This window comes from Sorlinia euscelidii (genome assembly GCF_036452135.1).
Lineage (GTDB): Bacteria > Pseudomonadota > Alphaproteobacteria > Acetobacterales > Acetobacteraceae > Sorlinia > Sorlinia euscelidii.
Genome location: NZ_JAWJZZ010000005.1, coordinates 93,841 through 110,751, shown reverse-complemented (window position 1 = coordinate 110,751; position 16,911 = coordinate 93,841). Strand labels below are relative to the sequence as shown.

Sequence of the window (16,911 nt, the reverse complement as noted above, 5' to 3'; positions counted from 1 at the left end):
GAGAGAGGCCTCTATTCCAGGGCATCCCGTAGCCGACGCTCATAATGGCGGTAATATTTATCCGCGAGGAGCTCACTTTTGACGAGGACGGCGATGTCCGTCGTGTTAAACTGCGCGTCCACCACCGCCCCGTCACCGACAAACCCGCCGAGACGCAAATAGCCTTTAATCAAAGGTGGCAGGCGCGCGAGGCACTTTCGATGGTCCAGACTATGCGGGTCCGTCAGCTGCATGGAGACATAGCGCTCCGGCAGCGCGCGGATGCGGAGTGCGGGCGGGGCAAGGTGGTTATGATAAAGATAAGTAAGCTCCTGCGCTTTGGACGATGGGTCCGTGCCCGGCAGGCTGGCACAGCCAAACAGGACGTCGATACGGTGCAGGAAAATGTAGGAGGCGATGCCGCGCCACAGAAGCTGCATCGCGGCGCGCCCTCGGTAGCGCTGATCCACGCAGGAGCGCCCGACTTCGAGAAGGCGACCCGGAAAATCCGTCAGAACCGAGATATCATACTCACCAGACGTGTAGAAACGACCGATCCTGGCGGCGGCATCACTTCGTAAAAGTCGGTAAGTACCGACAACGCCTTCCGCGCCCGATGAAATATCATGATCAATGACGAGAAGGTGATCCGCAATATCGTCGAAATCATCCACGTCCCGACGCGACTTGAGGGCGGCCGCACTGGGATGCGCGCCCATTTCTTCAAAAAAGACGCGATAACGCAGCGCCTGCGCCGCCTCACGTTCCGCCCTGTTCTCCGCGATCCGCACGCCCAGCGCACCCGCCCGTAATTCAGGCAGGGAATCACGTGACAGGTCCAGTGTGGAGAGAGAACCAGCAGGCGGGTTAGGCGCACCATCCGAAATCAGCATTTTCAGGAGTTCGGCCTGGCGCGGCTTCGCGGTCATATCGGCTCACCCGGGAGTTTCTTTCGCCCGGAAGCCGGAAGCCGCCTTCCGAACAATTCAAGGCGGTGGGAAACAAGGTCGAAACCGAGCTTGTGGGCGATCTCGCGTATCATGTCACGATATGCCGCATCCTCAAATTCAACAACATGGCCCGTGTCGATATCGATAATATGATAATGCCGGTGATCTTCAGGCTCACTCGCCTCGTAGCGCGCGCGATTGCCACCGAAATTCCGCCGCTCCAGAATGCCCTTTTCCTCAAGCAGACGCACGGTTCGGTAGACTGTCGCGATGGATATGCGCCGGTCAAGAGATGATGCGCGTCGATAAAGCTCTTCAACGTCAGGGTGATCCTCCGCTTCCGAAAGAACCTTGGCAATGACGCGACGCTGACCCGTCATTTTGAGGCCATGATCAATGCAAAGCCGCTCTATGATTGACTCGTTCCTGGATGACATTGCGTATCGCTTCGGCTTTCAGCAAGGCGGGTATGGACGGAGTTGATCGTATCCGAGTTCATCCCGTTTGCCAAGAATTGACGCCAACAAAGCCTCATACAGCGCAGTCGGCAGCTTCACCCCCGAACGTTACAGCGATGCTGAAGTTCTCCGCTGTACGACGGGACCTGGTTGAAACTTTTCAGGAACGATGGGGGATGTCAGGCAACGTGCCTGAAAGGACGCCTTGCTTGAGGGTCAGCGGCGATGACCCAGACCAATACGTCGCGCAAGTTGAGAACGATGATTAGCGTAATTCGGCGCCACCATCGGATATTCAGGCGGGAGATCCCACCGCTCCCGATATTGTTGCGGAGTCATTTTATAGACGGTGTGCAAGTGACGTCGCAGTAATTTAAGTTTCTTACCATCCTCGAGACAAATAATATAATCCGGAAAGACCGATTTTTTGGGATGAACAGCGGGTACTGGTTTGGCTTCATCGTTTTCTTTACGGGCGAGCGCCATCATTGCGAGGTGCACAGACTTGATGAGCGCCATTAAATCATCGGTTTCGATTTCATTATTCGAGACATATGAGGAAATTATTTGGGCAGTCAAGGCATGGAGCGACACGTCTGAGGCTGGGCTCTTCATTAACATCACCTGGAACTTTAGAATTTGATTTTGAAAAGATTTAACCTAAAAATCCAATAATAGCAAGAAGAATCATTTGGTAAATGAGTATACTCGTGAGACGTGTAGTGACATGATAGGTTAAATAACGCAACGTTTGTTTTTAAGTAAGTAAAGTGCCAATATATACTAAATAAAATTTTTTATAGATGATCACACGTAGTAATGACTGCACGGCACACTGTGCGTGTTTAATCGAAATTTAACTCTATTTGCCGGAAGCATGTAAAAATTTGTCAGAGACTGTCCGACAAATTGGCGCACATTACGATGGCGTTGCCACCGTCACTATAGTAATTTGCCCGGAAGCCGCACCTATTATACCCCGCCGCCGCGTAAAGCGATCGCGCGGCCGCGTTGTCGGCGCGCACTTCAAGGAAAATCCTTTCCACTTTGGCGCATTTCATCGACTCGGACATTCTCTCGATGAGCGATTGCGCGACGCCGCGGCGCCGATAATCCGGCGCGACGCAAATTGTCAGAATTTCCGCTTCATCCAACGCTTTCCGCGCAATGACCATTCCGGCCAGACCGTCATCAGTCGCGACCACCCAGGCGCAACATCCCGGCATAGCCAGCAGATTTCTCATATTCGGGGCTGACCACGCTTCCCCTTGCGGAAAACACGCTTCATGAAGGTGAGAAAGTCGCCTGGCGGCTTCCGGGCCGACCGCGTCAACAGGCCAGCCCCCCATCACGGGATCGGGGCAGGTCGGAGCCCGGCCAAAGGTGGCTTTGCTTCAGGCGGGTCCACATAAAGCGGTGTAACACGGTCCACAGGCGGCTCGTGCCGCGCTGCCGCGGCAATCGCACCCGGCGATGGTTGCTGATCCATGTCTGAACGGAAGAGATGCGTCATTGCCAGGTGATCATGCAACCAGGAGGACGCGTCGCCGACAATCAATCTACCGGAGGGTATGTTCGCGGCATCGGGCGCACCCGCCCAGAATGTGCCATCCGGTCTCTCCAGAAAGATCCGGTTACGGCGCGCGCGTGTCGCCGTCCAAACCTCCTGCTGCATTTCAGTCTCCGCGCGGTAACATGCGCCGATTGAAACTCCATGAAGCGGACATTCATAACCTTTGGCCAGACCAGCGGCCAAAGCAAGGCTTGCGCGTAGTCCGGTGAAGGAGCCGGGACCGCGCACCACGGCAATCGCATCCGGCCCCTTTTCCCGCCATCCCGCGGCGTTGAGCACATCCTGTAGAAGCGTCACCATCATCTCCGACGCGCCGCGCCCGAGGAGAGCGCGTTGGGAAATGACCTCTCCCCCTGTCAGGGCGGCGATGACGCCACCCGGCGCATCTGCTGCCGGCGCGGCATTAAAAACCAATATGCGTCGATTTTGCGCGTTTTCAAACCGTGCCGGGTCGCCCGTCTTCCTCATGGTGAACCCGTCAGAACAGGCGGCAGGCAGTATGGAAGTCAAGTCGCGGTGCCCGTTCCGGGGGCGGGGTTTCACCCGGATAGCCGATTCCCATCAGGAAATTGGCGCGCCAACCCGTCTCGGCCATCAACGCATCCTCAACATCGTCACTATCAAAGCCGGAAATCGGCCAGGCGGCGAGGCCAAGCGCGCGGGCCGCCATAATCAGGTAGCCGCCCTGCAACGTCGCATTACGGAAAGCGGTTTCTTCGGCCAATCCCACATCCGAGGCGAACCAGTCCCTTAAATTCTCTTCTGGATTGAGTTCGGGCAAGTGATCAAAAAAAATCGGATCCTGACAAATGACGACACCGAGCGGCGCATCCAGGAAACGTTCCACGTTGGGGCCGGACAAAGCGTGCCGGATCAACCCCCGACTTTCTCGCGACGTCAGGAAGATAAAACGCGCCGGGCTGCAATTGGCGGAGGTTGGTCCCCATTTGACAAGGTCGTAAAGCGCGCGCACCACATCTTCCGTAACGGGGCGGGAGGACCAGCTGATCGGCGTGCGCGCAGCACGGAAAATCTGATCCAGGGCAGCCGGGTCCAAAGCCGCGCTAAAATCCACATTGACCGGCGCCGATCCCTCACCCGCGTCATGAGGCGAGGTAGGTTGAGGCTGAATTTCATCGACTGTGGGTGTCTCGATATATGGCGCGTTCTCGCCCGCGCCCGGAAGATCCGTCACGACATCTCCACTTGTTCGACCTCTTTGACTTCCGGCACATAATGGCGCAGCATATTTTCCACGCCGTGCTTGAGCGTTGCACGGGATGACGGGCACCCCGCGCAGGCACCCTGCATGGAAAGACGCACCACGCCATCCTGATATCCGCGAAACACAATATCACCGCCATCCCCCGCCACGGCCGGGCGGACACGCGTGTCAAGCAATTCACGAATACGCGCCACGACTTCACGATCCTGCTCGGCAACTTCGTAAGCCTGCTCCTCCCCTTTTGAGAGCAGAACAGGCGTGCCATGCGTCAGGGCAGAGGCGATTTCCGTCAGAATGGCAGGTTTGAGGTCCGCCCAGTCTGACAGGTCAGATTTGGTGACGGAGATGAAATCAGCGCCAAGAAACACGCCGGTCACGCCATCAATCGCAAAAAGCGCTTCAACGAGGGGGGAGCGCCCCTGCGCGGCCGCGGCCGAGGCGAAATCCGCCGTCAGGCCGTCACCTGTGACGCGGCAGCCTGGACGAAATTTCAACGTCGCAGGGTTTGGCGTGTTTTCGGTCTCAATAAACATGATATCCTCACTCATACGGTGCTCTGCCTCAAATGCGACGTGGGGCCACGATATGCAAGGGGCGGGGACAGGGCAAGGTTTTAAAATCTGGCGCGCCGAGACCGTGACACACGGGCGGCAAGGCCGTTTTTCAGGGTGAAACCTCACGCGGCAGCATCACCTGCACCTCAAGGCCCGAGGGTTGAACGTTGCGGAAGCTGAGGCGACCATTGGCACGCCTGACCTCCCGTTTGACGATGGCAAGCCCCAGCCCCGCCCCGCCTGTCTGGCGGGACCGGGAGTGATCCACGCGGTAAAAAGCCTCCGTAATGCGTGCGAGATCCTGCTCGGGCACGCCGGGACCGTGATCCGTCACAGAGATGATGATACGGCTTTCCTCAACGCTCAATGTCACCTCCGCACTGCCGCCATGGACACAGGCATTTTGAATGAGGTTCGCGAAGACGCGCTTGATGGCGATGGGCCGCAATGTCAGAAGGCAGCGATCCGGGCCGCTATAGGCGGTTTTACGTCCCTGATCCGCCTGCGTGTCCAGGAGGGTTGAGATGATGGCGACGAGATCAACAACGCGTGGGACTTCCGGGTCACTATTACCGGCCAGAAAAGCGAGAACGCCATTAATCATGGCCTCCATCTCATCAATATCCGTCACGATGGCGAGGCGCGCCTCCTCATCCTCCAGAAAATCGGCCCGCAGGCGCAGGCGGGCCAAGGGCGTGCGGAGATCATGTGAGACAGCCGCAAGGACAGAAGTTTTATCCTCAATAAGTTTCTGGATACGCGTCTGCATCGCATTGATCGCATGGGCTAGGCCACGCACTTCCCGCGGGCCTGCCTCATTGACGACAGTGCGTGCGTCTTCATCCTCATTGCCGAGATGATTGGCGACGGAGGACAGGGTCCGCAGGGGAAGGCTCAATGCGCGGATGAGGACGGCCGCCACACCGCAGACAGCGACAGCCGTGATGGCGGCAATCGCGACCGCGCCATTCATGGATGTGACGACGAGGACGTGCGGCATTTCAAAAACGAGGTCCTGTTCCCCGTCAATTGCCAGGGCGCCACGGATCCCGACCGTCTCCGAACCGAGATCCGCCACGCAAAGATGCGCATTGCTCAACATGGCGTGTGCTGAACCCAGGGAATCCACACCCGGCGCGAGGCATTGCCCATCCTCCATCTCCTCGCCTTCACGATGTTCCCGAATGGAGAGGCGTAAATTCGGGTTGGAGAGCCGCGCCACAATCACCGGCCTCCTGCGGGGGAGGACAGCATGAAGCATATCAAGGTCGGCGCTGAGTTCCTCCGCGAGGACGGAGAGGCGCACGACACTGACCTGACTGATCTGCGCCTGGCGGTAAATAAATGAGGAAGCGAGAAACACGGCGCAGATCGCCGCGAGGACCACGATACTGACGCGACCCGTCAGGCCGATCGGCCAGATGCGGATGGCGCCGCGGGCGTCATCCTCCTGCGTAGCGTGAGGCGGCACCAAATTTCAGCGCCCCGCACCGCACAAGGGGATGACAAGATGCGTCACCATAAAAGTCAGAGACGCTCAACTTCAGAGACAAAGAAATAACCTGTGCCGCGGACCGTACGGATCAGTTTATCCGCATCATCACCCAGCTTACGCCGGAGACGACTGACGAGCACGTCTATGCTGCGGTCGGAGGCATCTCCGAGGCGCGTGCGGGATAGTTCCAGTAATCGGTCCCGCGCGATGACGCGCTGGGGATTATCGAGGAAGCTGATGAGCAGATCATGCTCCGCGCCGGAAATTTCGATGGCGGCGCCTGACGGGTCAAGCAGTTCCCGGCGGCGCAGATCCAACGTCCAGCCGGAGAAACGTAGCCTCTCCCGCCTTGCCCCCTCACGCGCCATCTGCGTCTGGCCGCGCCGCAACACCGCCCGGACGCGCGCCAGCAACTCCTTCTGGCTGAAAGGCTTGGCCACATAGTCATCCGCACCGATTTCCAGACCGAGCACGCGATCCCCTTCCCCGCCACGGGCGGAAAGCATGATGATCGGCGTCTGACGCAGGGGCGCTTCTCCCTCATGGCTTTTGCCATATCCGGCACGGAGGGCACGGCAAAGCTCAATGCCACTCACGGCGGGGAGCATGACATCAAGAATGATGAGGTCGACAGCGGCGTTGGCGAGCGCATCCCACATCTCGTCCCCGCTTTCAACACCGCGGACACGATACCCCTCCCCCTGTAGGGCACGCTGCACGAGGGTGCGCATCCCGGCGTCATCTTCAACGATGAGTATGCGGGGCGGCAAGGAATGGGGCGATGGAAGCGTCTTCATGGGAAGAGCGTAAGCAATCTTGCCGTGGAAATCGATTAAAAACACCAGCTTCTTCGTTAGCGTCGTCAAAAAGTGAAGACGTCAACGAAACTTTCGCTCATTGTTGTTGAATGTTTCTAAATATGACTTATTATTTCACAATACTAGGGACTTATTAGGATGATAATGTAATTATTTTACCAAAGTTCTAATAGAAAACGGTGAATCATTCTTTTAATATTACTATCATAAATTTTCTGTTTACCTTTATATTTTCTAAACTGAGGCGATCGGGCCAATGTAGGGTCTGATCTCTGCACATGTTACTTCAAAGCCTGTCGACCCGTCTGCCGCACGAGTGCACCGTCAGGATCGACGATGTGCGGGTCGCGGTGATGGAGGCTTCTTGGCTTTGATGACCCACCATGGGTGGAACCTGCCGAGGTCGCATTGTGACAAGCTTCGTGACGGCCTGGCCCCGGCGAGAGAAGCGCCTTTTGCCGTAGGTAAAGCCGTGTTCAGCGCGGCGTTTGAAGACGGCACCCCGTCTGCACCTGGATTTTGACGGTTGAAACGACGCGCCGCGACCCTTCCCGAGGAAGAATCGCGGCTTCATCACTTTCTAATTATGAGATTTCTGTTTGGGGCGCACGTTTCGCGCCGACCTCACTCCGGCGAGATTAATGCGCTGCGGGCACAGCCGGATGACGGGTGATGATCTCCCATAATTGCGCGAGATTCTCCGCCGTCGCCTCACCCGAAACAGCGTCGAACGCCTTGATGGCGGCCTGCGTCCGCCCCGCGTCACGCAACGCCATCGCATAATGGAGCTGCGCGATGGCTTTATCAGAACCGGCGCTCTTTGATGCGCCCTCCTGCACCAGACGGACGCCGTCATCGATCTTTCCGGCCAGGATCAGATTATAGCCGGTCTTCACAGCCGCCTGACCCGTGCCATCCTTGGAGGCCTCTTTCTGCAACTCTGCGAGATGGGCCGTCGTTTCTTTGACGCGAGACACCATCAGGGCGCGGAGCCTCTGCATTCGTGCGGCATCCGCACCGTTACCAATCAGGCGGGCTTTGAGGCCCTGATCGAGCAATGTCAAGCCGAGCTGCGGCAACCCCAGCTGAACGGCGCGCTCCGACATATCGACCCACTCACCCGGCGTACGAAGCGTGCCAGTTACCGCACGCAGGCGCATGAGGTTGAAGCGAAGGCTCGGCGCCATTTTTGGTTGCACCGCGAGGTCATGGATCAGGCGTTCCCAATATCCCGGTTTCGGATAGTATTTCGCCAATAGAACGTACGCGTGCGTTTCCTGATCCGCCTGGTGGGTTTGGTTGTAGCAGGTGGCGAGGAACTGTAATGCGTTCTCGCTCGGCTTATGACCCGCATGGATCTTTGCATCAACCACGACACGCTGGGTTTTAGCAGCGTTGGCGTAATCGCCCTGAAGGTAATAAGCCTGCACAAGCAGGTTCCGCATCTGCGCATTCGGCCCGGCGGATTTGAGATATTGCTGGATGTAAGTGACAGCGTGACCATAATCTTTGGCCGTATAGGCATTCGTCGCAAGCGCCATCATCATCTGATGTTTTTCACCCGCGGAACTCCGTGGAGACGCGATCAGCGCTTGATAAGCGCGGGACGCCGCCGCGTGATCGCCGCTCGCTGAAGCGATCGCGGCGCGCATCTGGTTGATTGTGTAGGTCTCGTAATCCGTCTTACCTTTGACAGCATCAGCTTTCGCGACGGCTTCCATCGCTCTGGCATAGGATTTCCGACTCAGTGCCGTTGACGCCGCCTGAAGTGGCTTCCCCACCGCATTGGACAGAATATCGGCAGACGGGGAGGCCGCGTTCGCCGTCTGGACGATCCCACCCGGGGCGGCGGAAAGGGCGACGAGGCCAAAAGCAGCAGCACTGCCAAGAATCAAGTGACGAAAAGCGAAAACACGCGCCATTTACTGGCCCTCATCCATAAACTGGTCCGATCCGACGATGCCCAGTTTCTCGACGCCCAAACGTTGGGCGTCAGCGAGGACATGCGCGACAGCATTGTAACTTGCGAGGCGATCCGGATGAATATGCATTTCCGGCTGATCGGGCATGGCGGCTGCCGCCTGAAAATGCGCCTGGAGATCTTCCTCGCTGGTGATGGGCTCACCATTCCAGCTCAGTTGATTATCGAAATCAATCCCCACCGTCACCACATGGGGTGGCGCGTTGGAGGGGGGCGGATTGCCCTGCGGCAATTGCAGGGCCACGGAGTGCGTCTGTAATGGAATGGTGATGATCAGCATGATCAGCAAAACCAGCATGACGTCGATGAGCGGCGTCGTGTTGATATCGACGATGCCCTCATCTTCATGCGTGCTTTCGGTTCCGACACTCATGGACATGAGCGACGCCCTCCCCTTCGAAAATCCAACCTGCTTCAATGGAAGCAAAGTCTTAAAGTCTGATCAGCCCTGACATGGGACGCACCCGTTAGAGATGCATCCGACATGCCTAACTATGTGGTTGCTCTGTGATGAAATCAACGCGGGAGATCCCGGCCTCCTGGCAGGTTGCCACGATCCGCCCGACTGATTCATAGCGCGCTTTCTCATCACCGCGGATCTGCACCTGCGGTTGTGGCTGCATGACAGCCACTTTCTCCAATCGGGAAAGCAGATCCTGCCGACTGGTGATCTGACGTTCATTCCAGAACATTCGCCCGTCCGACGTGACGGCCAGCACGACATTGCCCGGTCGCGTGTGCGTCGGCTGGTTCTTCGCCTTGGGAAGCGCGACCTTGACGGTGTGCGTCGCGACCGGAATGGTGATGAGGAAGATGATCAGCAAAACCAGCATGACGTCGACAAGCGGCGTCGTGTTGATCGCCGAAACGACTTCACCCTCGTCTTCACCGCCTGAACCGACATTCATACCCATATTCAGTCCACCCGGCTGGAAGATGTGATTGTCGTCGGGGAAGCCGACTCAGCCTGCTCCGCCACACCATGACGATAACCGCCCAGCAGCACCGCCTGAACATCGGCGGCGAAATTACGGACGCGGTCCATCGCGCCCTTATTGCGGCGCACCAGCAGGTTGTAGCCCAGCACAGCCGGGACCGCCGTCGCCAGACCGATCGCGGTCATGATCAATGCTTCACCGACAGGGCCAGCGACCTTATCGATGGAAGCCTGACCGGCAATGCCGATCGCCGTCAGCGCGTGGTAAATGCCCCAGACCGTGCCGAACAAACCGACGAACGGCGATGTGGAGCCCACCGTGCCGAGGAATGCAAGCCCACCCTGAAGGCGTGAGTTGATCATATCGACGGAACGCTGGATGGAGGTCGCGACCCAGCTATTAAGGTCAACAGCATCCCGCATCGAATTTTCATGGTGACGGGCTGCGGAGACCCCGGTTTCCGCAACGTAGCGGAAGGGTGAATCCTCACTTAGCGCGGCCGCACCTTTCTCAAGGGACGACTGACTCCAGAAATCAGTTGCCGCCGCCTTGGCGGAGGAGAAAATCTTGGCCTGCTCAATAAATTTCAGGACCATGATGATCCATGTGCCGACCGACATGACAACCAGGATCAGAAGGACTGAGCGCGCCACCGCGTCGCCACCGGCCCACAGCGCTTTGAGGCCATAGGGATTATCCTGCACCGTCGCCTGCGGCACCTGCACCTCCGGCGCGGCGGCGTCATTCGGGTTGGCAGGCGCTGCGTCAGCCGCATCAGGTGCGGGTGCCGAAGCGTCGGCCGCGCTGCCTTCAGCCTCCGGCGCGGCATTGGCCGGCGCGGCCGATATTGCCGCAGGGCTGTCGTCAGGCTGTGAAGCAGGCTGGGACGATGCCGCATCCCCGGTCGTCTGGGCGAAAGAAATCTGGGGCAGCAACGCCGCAGCTGGCGCCACCGCAAGGGTCAGAGCCAGGGCGGGAGCGGCGAGCGCGGAAACGCGGAACAATCTCGTCATGATCTCCATATCCTATGTAAAAAGCCGGTTGAAACGTGTCTTGGCCAAGCGGACACCGGCGGCAACCCCGACCGGGCCCGGCGACGCCGGCCAGACATGGAGACCGGCGCTGCCGCGTCCCCGTAAACCCATCATGAGTCCAAACGCCCCACATCCGGGAAAGTCATATCTCTGCGCGCGTACTCCGGACGCCGACATGTCACCCCTACTCATCCAGCGCGAAGTCAATATTGATGACATGGTGATGCTCAGTCACAGCCACGCCATTGACGACAGCCGGTGCATATTTCACGCGATGGAGAAAATCTTCGGCCGCTTCAACAAAGGCGGGGCCGCCAGAACTGTGGGAAATGTGGCAATTGGCCGGCCGCCCATCCGGGTTGATGTCGCAGGTCGCCACGACACGCCCTTCCCGCCCTTCCTCTCGCATTTCATCCGGATATTCCGGCCGAGCGCCATTAATGGGGCTGGCTCCGGCGGAGTGGTCACCCGCGGCGCGTGCGTTCCGGTCAATCTGTGCCGCAGGTGGCTGGGGCGTCGGGGGCTTGACGTGCGTGACCTCCTTGATGGCCTGCTTCTGCGGCGGCGGCTGAATCTGAATTCGTGGCGGCGGCACGTAAGGCGGTGGGGGCGGCGTCAATTTCGGCGGCGGTGGTGGTGGGGGCGGGGGCGGCGGAGGCGGTGTCTCACGGATGATCTTGGTCTTGATCGGGGGATTAAAGTGCTGGACGAGCTTAGACCCCAGGCCATTCATCAATGCCCAGATCGCAACAACATGGATCAGCACCGCCACAATGACGCCGACGATGATATACTTCGTACGATTGCCTTGCTGCTCGACGTAGTTCATCGATAACGCCACCCCATGGATCAACAGAGTTAAATCAGGCCACCGCCAAAATCATGGCCAACCCGAAACGATGAGAAACAACCTAACAATTTTAGTCGCTTACACCGAATCCTATATCTTAAAAAGTGCTTATCACATGACGATCCGACAATGCGAGTCTCAACCGCCATTGAACAACACCAGCGCGTAAGGAGGTCAACCCGGCCCTGCAGAAAACAAGCAGATATGGGCAGACACGGTGATTTTGCCTTCGAAATGGTGCGCATGGCAAGACGCGAATTTAAGAGATTCTCATTTTCAGTCACGCATCGCGTCAAGGTGCCCCCATCTGCATCTTCCTCCGCCGAGGAGTGATAGCGGGCTTTGCGCGCGGAAAAGACTCATGAGGGGCGCGCCCGACATCATAAAAATTCACATTGTTTAACGGGAAACATGACGCAGAGCTTTACCAGTAACGAGATTCGATGCGCGCCCTAACCCGTCTCGCCCCGATTCGACCTCGCATGGCGGGCAGGAGGTCAGGCGTCTTTATTTCGTAAGGACCCGTCCTTATGGCCTCGAGAGAGGTACATTTTTTTTACCAGCATAAAACACGATTAACGTCGCGCCTTGAGGGCCTGCGATCCCCCGATGCATGGATTTAACCATTTCAGGCAGAACCTCGCCAGCCTTGAGGGATCTGTGCAGCCCATCCTGATGCCGCTCAACAGTCAGGGAGCCCTTCGCCACATAAGCCGCATTCGGGACATCATGCAGGTGCCACTTCAAGGCAGTTCCTGGCGGGATGACGATTTTCAACACCGATAATTGCGGCGTGCCCGCGGGATAGGCCTCATATGGCGTGCCATCCCAGGAGGATTGCGTTTCCAGAAGCGTCTCTGTATGGACCCGCCCCGCGGCCTGACTGGCCGGGATTTGTGCGCCTCCGAATATCGCGACGCAGAAGGCCGCGCATGACTTTGTCAAGCTACGTTTAAACCCATTTCTCACAGTGTTTTTCCGATATTATTATTGTCGATAAGCTGCAATTTTACGCCGTCACTGAGCGCCGATCAATGCTGGTAAAATAGCGTCATGCAATTGACACGATAATTTATCGACATAACAGGCCGGAAGGGGTGAAGCCATGTTCAACACAGCTTCATCCCTCACTTTTACTGCGCGGCCGCACTCGCAGCGGAACGCGTGGCACCGGCCCGTTGCGCCAGGGAAGCGGACATGAAGTCATCCAAAGCCCCGTCGAGAACGGCATCCGGGTTCCCTTTCTCGACACCTGTCCGCAGATCCTTGACGAGCTGATAGGGTGCCAGAACATATGAGCGGATCTGATGACCCCATCCGATGTCCGTCTTGGCGGCTTCAGTCGCGGCGGCAGCGGCCTCCCGCTTTTGCAGTTCCGCCTCATAAAGACGGGCTTTCAGCATTTCCATCGCCGTGGCGCGATTGCGATGCTGGGAGCGATCCGTCTGGCAGGCAACGACAATGCCGGTTGGGATATGGGTGATGCGTATCGCGGAGTCCGTTTTATTGACGTGCTGCCCCCCGCACCCGAGGCGCGGAACGTATCAACTTTCAGATCCCCATCATTGACCGCGATCTCGATCGTGTCATCGACGACGGGGTAAACCCAGACGGAAGCAAATGATGTGTGACGACGCGCTGCGGAGTCAAAAGGCGAAATACGCACGAGGCGATGCACGCCGGCTTCTGTCTTCAACCACCCATAAGCGTTAGGGCCTGAGACGAGGATGGTGGCGGATTTGATTCCGGCCTGCTCCCCCTCACTGCTTTCCATCAGCGTCACTTTATAGCCATGCGCCTCGGCCCATCGCATATACATGCGCAGCATCATCTCCGACCAGTCCTGGGCCTCTGTGCCACCGGCCCCGGCATTGACTTCAAGATAACAGTCATTACTGTCCGCCTCGCCCGAAAGGAGGCTTTCAATCTGACGCATATGCGCCTGTTCCGCCAGGTTTTTGAGGGTCGCAACGGCTTCGGCAACGGTATCCGCGTCGCCCTCCTCCTCCGCCATGCTGGTGAGTTCGACCATATCCGCCGCGTCACGCTCAATCTGAAGGACATTTTCGATCTGATTGGAAAGAAGCGTGCGCTCCCGCATCAGCTTCTGCGCGGCTTCCGCATTATTCCATAAATCCGGGTCTTCCGACCTGTGATTTAGTTCTGCGAGGCGGGATTGGGCAGCATCCCAGTCAAAGATGCCTCCTCAGCAGTGCCACTGACTGCTTGATCTGCTCATGAAGCGCGTCGCTTTCCGCGGACATAAAATTTCTCCATCAATCGCCCGTCAGGCGGTGTCGGCATGGTTCGGCAGGGGCATGACGCAGGGCCCGACAGGATTCTGCACCGTGTTAATAAAGCCCTCCAAGGCCAATGTCACTCTGAGATTGCGTTGCTGGTGCCGTTTCCGCGCCGGATGGCGGTGAGGGCGGCGGCAGCGCCTCTGCCAGGGGCGCGGTTGCCTCAATATCGCCTGGAGGCATCATATCATCCTCAGATGTGGCGACATCCGCACCCGTATCGGACGCATTAAGGGGCTCCGTGCCCGCACCGTAACCATGCAGCGCAATCGATGCGCCCGGCGCTTCATCGGCTTTGAAGCCGTCAACGGCCATCAGTCGCCCCGTATCGTAGCGCGCAAGGGTGATCCCATCCGGCACACGAAATTGCAACGTCGGCCGCCCCTCCAGCGCAAATTTCATGAAGCGGTTCCAGATCGGGCCGGCCACGCGCCCCCCTGTTTCATTTCGCCCCAGGGAGCGCGGCGTGTCATACCCCACCCAAACGACCGTCACGATATCCGGCGCAAAACCGGCAAACCAGGCGTCACGGAAATCCTGAGATGTGCCGGTCTTGCCCGCGATTTCACGATCAATATCCACAGCGGCGCGTCGTCCCGTCCCTCGCCTTATGGCGTCCTGAAGCATGGACGTCACCTGATAAGCGCTTTCCGGGCTGGCGATCTGCGGCTGCGTGCTGACAATATGCGGCACGGACACGGTCTGCGCGTCAACGTCTGACGTCTCTTTCTGACGTGCCGACTGATCCGGTTTGCCAGACGGGGTTTTCTGCGGGTCGGCAGCCTGCTCGGCTGTTTCAAGCGTCGCATCCGCTGCGCGATAGAGTACGCTGCCGTCACGGTCGAGCACTGTATCGATCAGATGCGGGGTGACGCGCTTGCCGCCTGCAGCGAGCGTCGCGTAAGCCCCGGCCTCCTTCAATACCGTGGTCTCGACGGCGCCCAGTGCGGCGGGCAGAACATGCGGCATTTTATCAACGAGTCCGACATCCTGCGCCATCTTTGCGACAGAATTCATTCCCAGATAGGCGGCGAGGCGGATGGTAACGAGGTTGCGGCTTTCACGCAGCGCATCATGCAACGTTGTCGGGCCCCAATTATCCTTTTCATAATTCATCGGGTGCCATGTGCCGAAGGAAATGGGCGCATCATCGAATTTCTCGGAGGGCGGGACACCATTTTCCATCGCGTCAAGATAGACGAAAGGCTTGAAGGACGAACCTGGCTGGCGCAATGCCTGGGTGACGCGGTTGAATTGCGACTGCTTGAAGGACCACCCTCCCACCATCGCCAGGACACGCCCTGTATGCGCATCAAGGCTGATCAGCGCGCCCTGCACTTCAGGGATCTGCCGTATTGCAACGAATGGGCTGTTCTTAATGGGCTCAATCATGATGAGATCGCCCTCACCGAGCCTGGGGTCTCCGGATTTCATCCATGAGAAATCCTGGGGCAGGATTTGCGACATCGTCGCTTTTTTGAACATATCGGGTCGGGGCTTATCGACCCATGCGACCGTGCCCCGACGTGAGTCCGATATGACGGCCAGACGCCATTGCGGCAACATACCCGGTGGCGGGGTCAATTTCTGCATGGCTTCGGGGTCGCCATGTCGAAGCGCCACCAAATTGACATGCCCGACCGGCCCGCGCCAACGGGAGCGCCGACGGTCATATTCCATCAGCCCCTCATGCAGGATACGGGTTGCGGCATCCTGAAGGCGGGGGTCGAGGCTGGTATGCACTTCAAGCCCCCCTTCCAATGCGCGCGTCTCGCCATAATCATCAATAAGCTGACGCCGCACCTCACTGGCGAACCACTCACCATTCGGCATCGGCCCGAAGCGTTTCATGTCCTTGGCGATAAGCGGGGTTTTTTGCGCCGCGGCCCCATCCGCAGCGCTGAGGGCGCCGGTTTCGACCATGCGGCTCAGCACCCAGTTACGGCGGGCGACAGCGCGATCCGCATGCTTATAGGGGTCGTAATTTGAAGGCGATTTGGGCAGGGAGGCCAGATAGGCGGCCTCCGCATCCGTCAGTTCGTCCAACGGTTTATTGAAGTATGTCTGCGCCGCTGCCGCCACGCCATAGGCGCCCTGGCCAAGGTAGATACCATTCAGGTAGATCTCGAGGATTTTCTGTTTGGACAGAACGCGCTCAATCCGCATCGCCAGAAGCGCTTCACGCTCCTTCCGCTCCAGGGTCGGGGCGCGGCTGTTCAGGATCATGTTCCGCGCAACCTGCTGCGTGATGGTGGAGGCGCCGACAGGACGTCGGCCCTTCGGGCGCGTGATGTTGCCAAACTCAGCACGCAGGATCGCTTTGAGGTCGACGCCGTGATGGGCGTAGAAATTTTTATCCTCCGCCGCAATGAAGGCTTTTTTGACTCGGTCCGGGATTGCATTGAAGGGCGTGTAAAGACGCCTTTCCGCCGCCAGCTCCGCCAGGATACGATCATCTGACGCGTAAATACGGCTGACAGTCGGGGGAAGATAGGATTCAAGACTGGCGACACTGGGCAGGCCCGTCGTCATGCGGGAGATCTTGCCAATGACAAATACGGCACTGCCAATCACCACGGCCAAGATAAGCGCACCCGTCCCGGCGACAAATCGTCGCCATGTGCGATGACGCGGCCCGAAACGACGGGGGTCAAAGGCGTCATGGCGCGGATTGCGGTTCGGCGTTAGGCGATCGGGGTCCGACGGCATGGGTCACTTATCCAAAAAAAGCGGCGCGTCTGAGCGCGCCGCGCAGG

16 protein-coding genes and 1 pseudogene are annotated in these 16,911 nt (G+C 58.3%); all 17 read right to left on the bottom strand.

Features of this window, described 5'->3' with window-relative positions; genetic code table 11:
* Nucleotides 1-11: 11 nt before the first annotated feature.
* On the bottom strand, nt 12-872 hold the full coding sequence (locus CGLAMM_RS10285) for a GNAT family N-acetyltransferase (protein WP_394819713.1): 861 nt from the start codon (nt 870-872) through the stop codon (nt 12-14).
* Between the two features lie 32 nt (nt 873-904).
* Nucleotides 905-1,366, bottom strand: a complete 462-nt coding sequence (locus CGLAMM_RS10280; protein ID WP_394819188.1) for a Fur family transcriptional regulator — start codon at nt 1,364-1,366, stop codon at nt 905-907.
* A gap of 237 nt (nt 1,367-1,603) precedes the next feature.
* Nucleotides 1,604-2,002 (bottom strand): Ros/MucR family transcriptional regulator, encoded by a 399-nt coding sequence (locus CGLAMM_RS10275; RefSeq protein WP_394819712.1) that lies wholly within the window; start codon nt 2,000-2,002, stop codon nt 1,604-1,606.
* Nucleotides 2,003-2,277: 275 nt separating this feature from the next.
* Nucleotides 2,278-2,736: a ribosomal protein S18-alanine N-acetyltransferase gene (gene rimI, locus CGLAMM_RS10270; protein ID WP_394819187.1), complete on the bottom strand. Its 459-nt coding sequence runs from the start codon at nt 2,734-2,736 to the stop codon at nt 2,278-2,280.
* On the bottom strand, nt 2,736-3,428 hold the full coding sequence (gene tsaB, locus CGLAMM_RS10265) for a tRNA (adenosine(37)-N6)-threonylcarbamoyltransferase complex dimerization subunit type 1 TsaB (protein ID WP_394819186.1): 693 nt from the start codon (nt 3,426-3,428) through the stop codon (nt 2,736-2,738). The genes rimI and tsaB overlap by 1 nt, the downstream gene beginning before the upstream one ends.
* Nucleotides 3,429-3,438: 10 nt before the next feature.
* Complete coding sequence (locus CGLAMM_RS10260; RefSeq protein ID WP_394819711.1) at nt 3,439-4,035, bottom strand: malonic semialdehyde reductase; 597 nt, start codon at nt 4,033-4,035, stop codon at nt 3,439-3,441.
* Between the two features lie 116 nt (nt 4,036-4,151).
* Nucleotides 4,152-4,718 carry a NifU family protein gene (locus CGLAMM_RS10255; protein ID WP_394819185.1) on the bottom strand — a complete coding sequence of 189 codons (567 nt, stop codon included), beginning with the start codon at nt 4,716-4,718 and terminating at the stop codon, nt 4,152-4,154.
* A 130-nt stretch (nt 4,719-4,848) separates the two neighbouring features.
* Nucleotides 4,849-6,210 (bottom strand): ATP-binding protein, encoded by a 1,362-nt coding sequence (locus CGLAMM_RS10250; RefSeq protein ID WP_394819184.1) that lies wholly within the window; start codon nt 6,208-6,210, stop codon nt 4,849-4,851.
* A 56-nt stretch (nt 6,211-6,266) separates the two neighbouring features.
* Nucleotides 6,267-7,031 carry a response regulator transcription factor gene (locus CGLAMM_RS10245; RefSeq protein WP_394819710.1) on the bottom strand — a complete coding sequence of 255 codons (765 nt, stop codon included), beginning with the start codon at nt 7,029-7,031 and terminating at the stop codon, nt 6,267-6,269.
* A gap of 659 nt (nt 7,032-7,690) precedes the next feature.
* Nucleotides 7,691-8,974, bottom strand: coding sequence for a tol-pal system YbgF family protein (locus CGLAMM_RS10240; RefSeq protein WP_418115659.1), 1,284 nt, complete (start codon nt 8,972-8,974; stop codon nt 7,691-7,693).
* Nucleotides 8,975-9,412: an ExbD/TolR family protein gene (locus CGLAMM_RS10235; protein WP_319806456.1), complete on the bottom strand. Its 438-nt coding sequence runs from the start codon at nt 9,410-9,412 to the stop codon at nt 8,975-8,977.
* 109 nt (nt 9,413-9,521) lie between these two features.
* Nucleotides 9,522-9,947: an ExbD/TolR family protein gene (locus CGLAMM_RS10230; protein WP_319806457.1), complete on the bottom strand. Its 426-nt coding sequence runs from the start codon at nt 9,945-9,947 to the stop codon at nt 9,522-9,524.
* 2 nt (nt 9,948-9,949) lie between these two features.
* Nucleotides 9,950-10,984, bottom strand: coding sequence for a MotA/TolQ/ExbB proton channel family protein (locus CGLAMM_RS10225; RefSeq protein ID WP_394819182.1), 1,035 nt, complete (start codon nt 10,982-10,984; stop codon nt 9,950-9,952).
* 205 nt (nt 10,985-11,189) lie between these two features.
* Nucleotides 11,190-11,834, bottom strand: coding sequence for an energy transducer TonB (locus tag CGLAMM_RS10220; RefSeq protein ID WP_394819181.1), 645 nt, complete (start codon nt 11,832-11,834; stop codon nt 11,190-11,192).
* 549 nt (nt 11,835-12,383) lie between these two features.
* Nucleotides 12,384-12,800, bottom strand: a complete 417-nt coding sequence (locus tag CGLAMM_RS10215) for a cupin domain-containing protein (RefSeq protein ID WP_394819180.1) — start codon at nt 12,798-12,800, stop codon at nt 12,384-12,386.
* Nucleotides 12,801-12,988: 188 nt separating this feature from the next.
* Nucleotides 12,989-14,119, bottom strand: a pseudogene (gene prfB / locus CGLAMM_RS10210) (peptide chain release factor 2).
* 87 nt (nt 14,120-14,206) lie between these two features.
* Nucleotides 14,207-16,864, bottom strand: coding sequence for a penicillin-binding protein 1A (locus CGLAMM_RS10205; protein WP_394819178.1), 2,658 nt, complete (start codon nt 16,862-16,864; stop codon nt 14,207-14,209).
* Nucleotides 16,865-16,911 lie beyond the last annotated feature (47 nt).

Bases quoted from the DNA above. Each gene is read 5' to 3' on its own strand.
- CGLAMM_RS10285 (WP_394819713.1), bottom strand. From the start codon at position 872: ATGCTGATTTCGGATGGTGCGCCTAACCCGCCTGCTGGTTCTCTCTCC.
- CGLAMM_RS10280 (WP_394819188.1), bottom strand. From the start codon at position 1,366: ATGTCATCCAGGAACGAGTCAATCATAGAGCGGCTTTGCATTGATCAT.
- CGLAMM_RS10275 (WP_394819712.1), bottom strand. From the start codon at position 2,002: ATGAAGAGCCCAGCCTCAGACGTGTCGCTCCATGCCTTGACTGCCCAA.
- rimI (WP_394819187.1), bottom strand. From the start codon at position 2,736: ATGGGGGGCTGGCCTGTTGACGCGGTCGGCCCGGAAGCCGCCAGGCGA.
- tsaB (WP_394819186.1), bottom strand. From the start codon at position 3,428: ATGAGGAAGACGGGCGACCCGGCACGGTTTGAAAACGCGCAAAATCGA.
- CGLAMM_RS10255 (WP_394819185.1), bottom strand. From the start codon at position 4,718: ATGTTTATTGAGACCGAAAACACGCCAAACCCTGCGACGTTGAAATTT.
- CGLAMM_RS10245 (WP_394819710.1), bottom strand. From the start codon at position 7,031: ATGAAGACGCTTCCATCGCCCCATTCCTTGCCGCCCCGCATACTCATC.
- CGLAMM_RS10240 (WP_418115659.1), bottom strand. From the start codon at position 8,974: ATGGCGCGTGTTTTCGCTTTTCGTCACTTGATTCTTGGCAGTGCTGCT.
- CGLAMM_RS10235 (WP_319806456.1), bottom strand. From the start codon at position 9,412: ATGTCCATGAGTGTCGGAACCGAAAGCACGCATGAAGATGAGGGCATC.
- CGLAMM_RS10230 (WP_319806457.1), bottom strand. From the start codon at position 9,947: ATGGGTATGAATGTCGGTTCAGGCGGTGAAGACGAGGGTGAAGTCGTT.
- CGLAMM_RS10225 (WP_394819182.1), bottom strand. From the start codon at position 10,984: ATGACGAGATTGTTCCGCGTTTCCGCGCTCGCCGCTCCCGCCCTGGCT.
- CGLAMM_RS10220 (WP_394819181.1), bottom strand. From the start codon at position 11,834: ATGAACTACGTCGAGCAGCAAGGCAATCGTACGAAGTATATCATCGTC.
- CGLAMM_RS10205 (WP_394819178.1), bottom strand. From the start codon at position 16,864: ATGCCGTCGGACCCCGATCGCCTAACGCCGAACCGCAATCCGCGCCAT.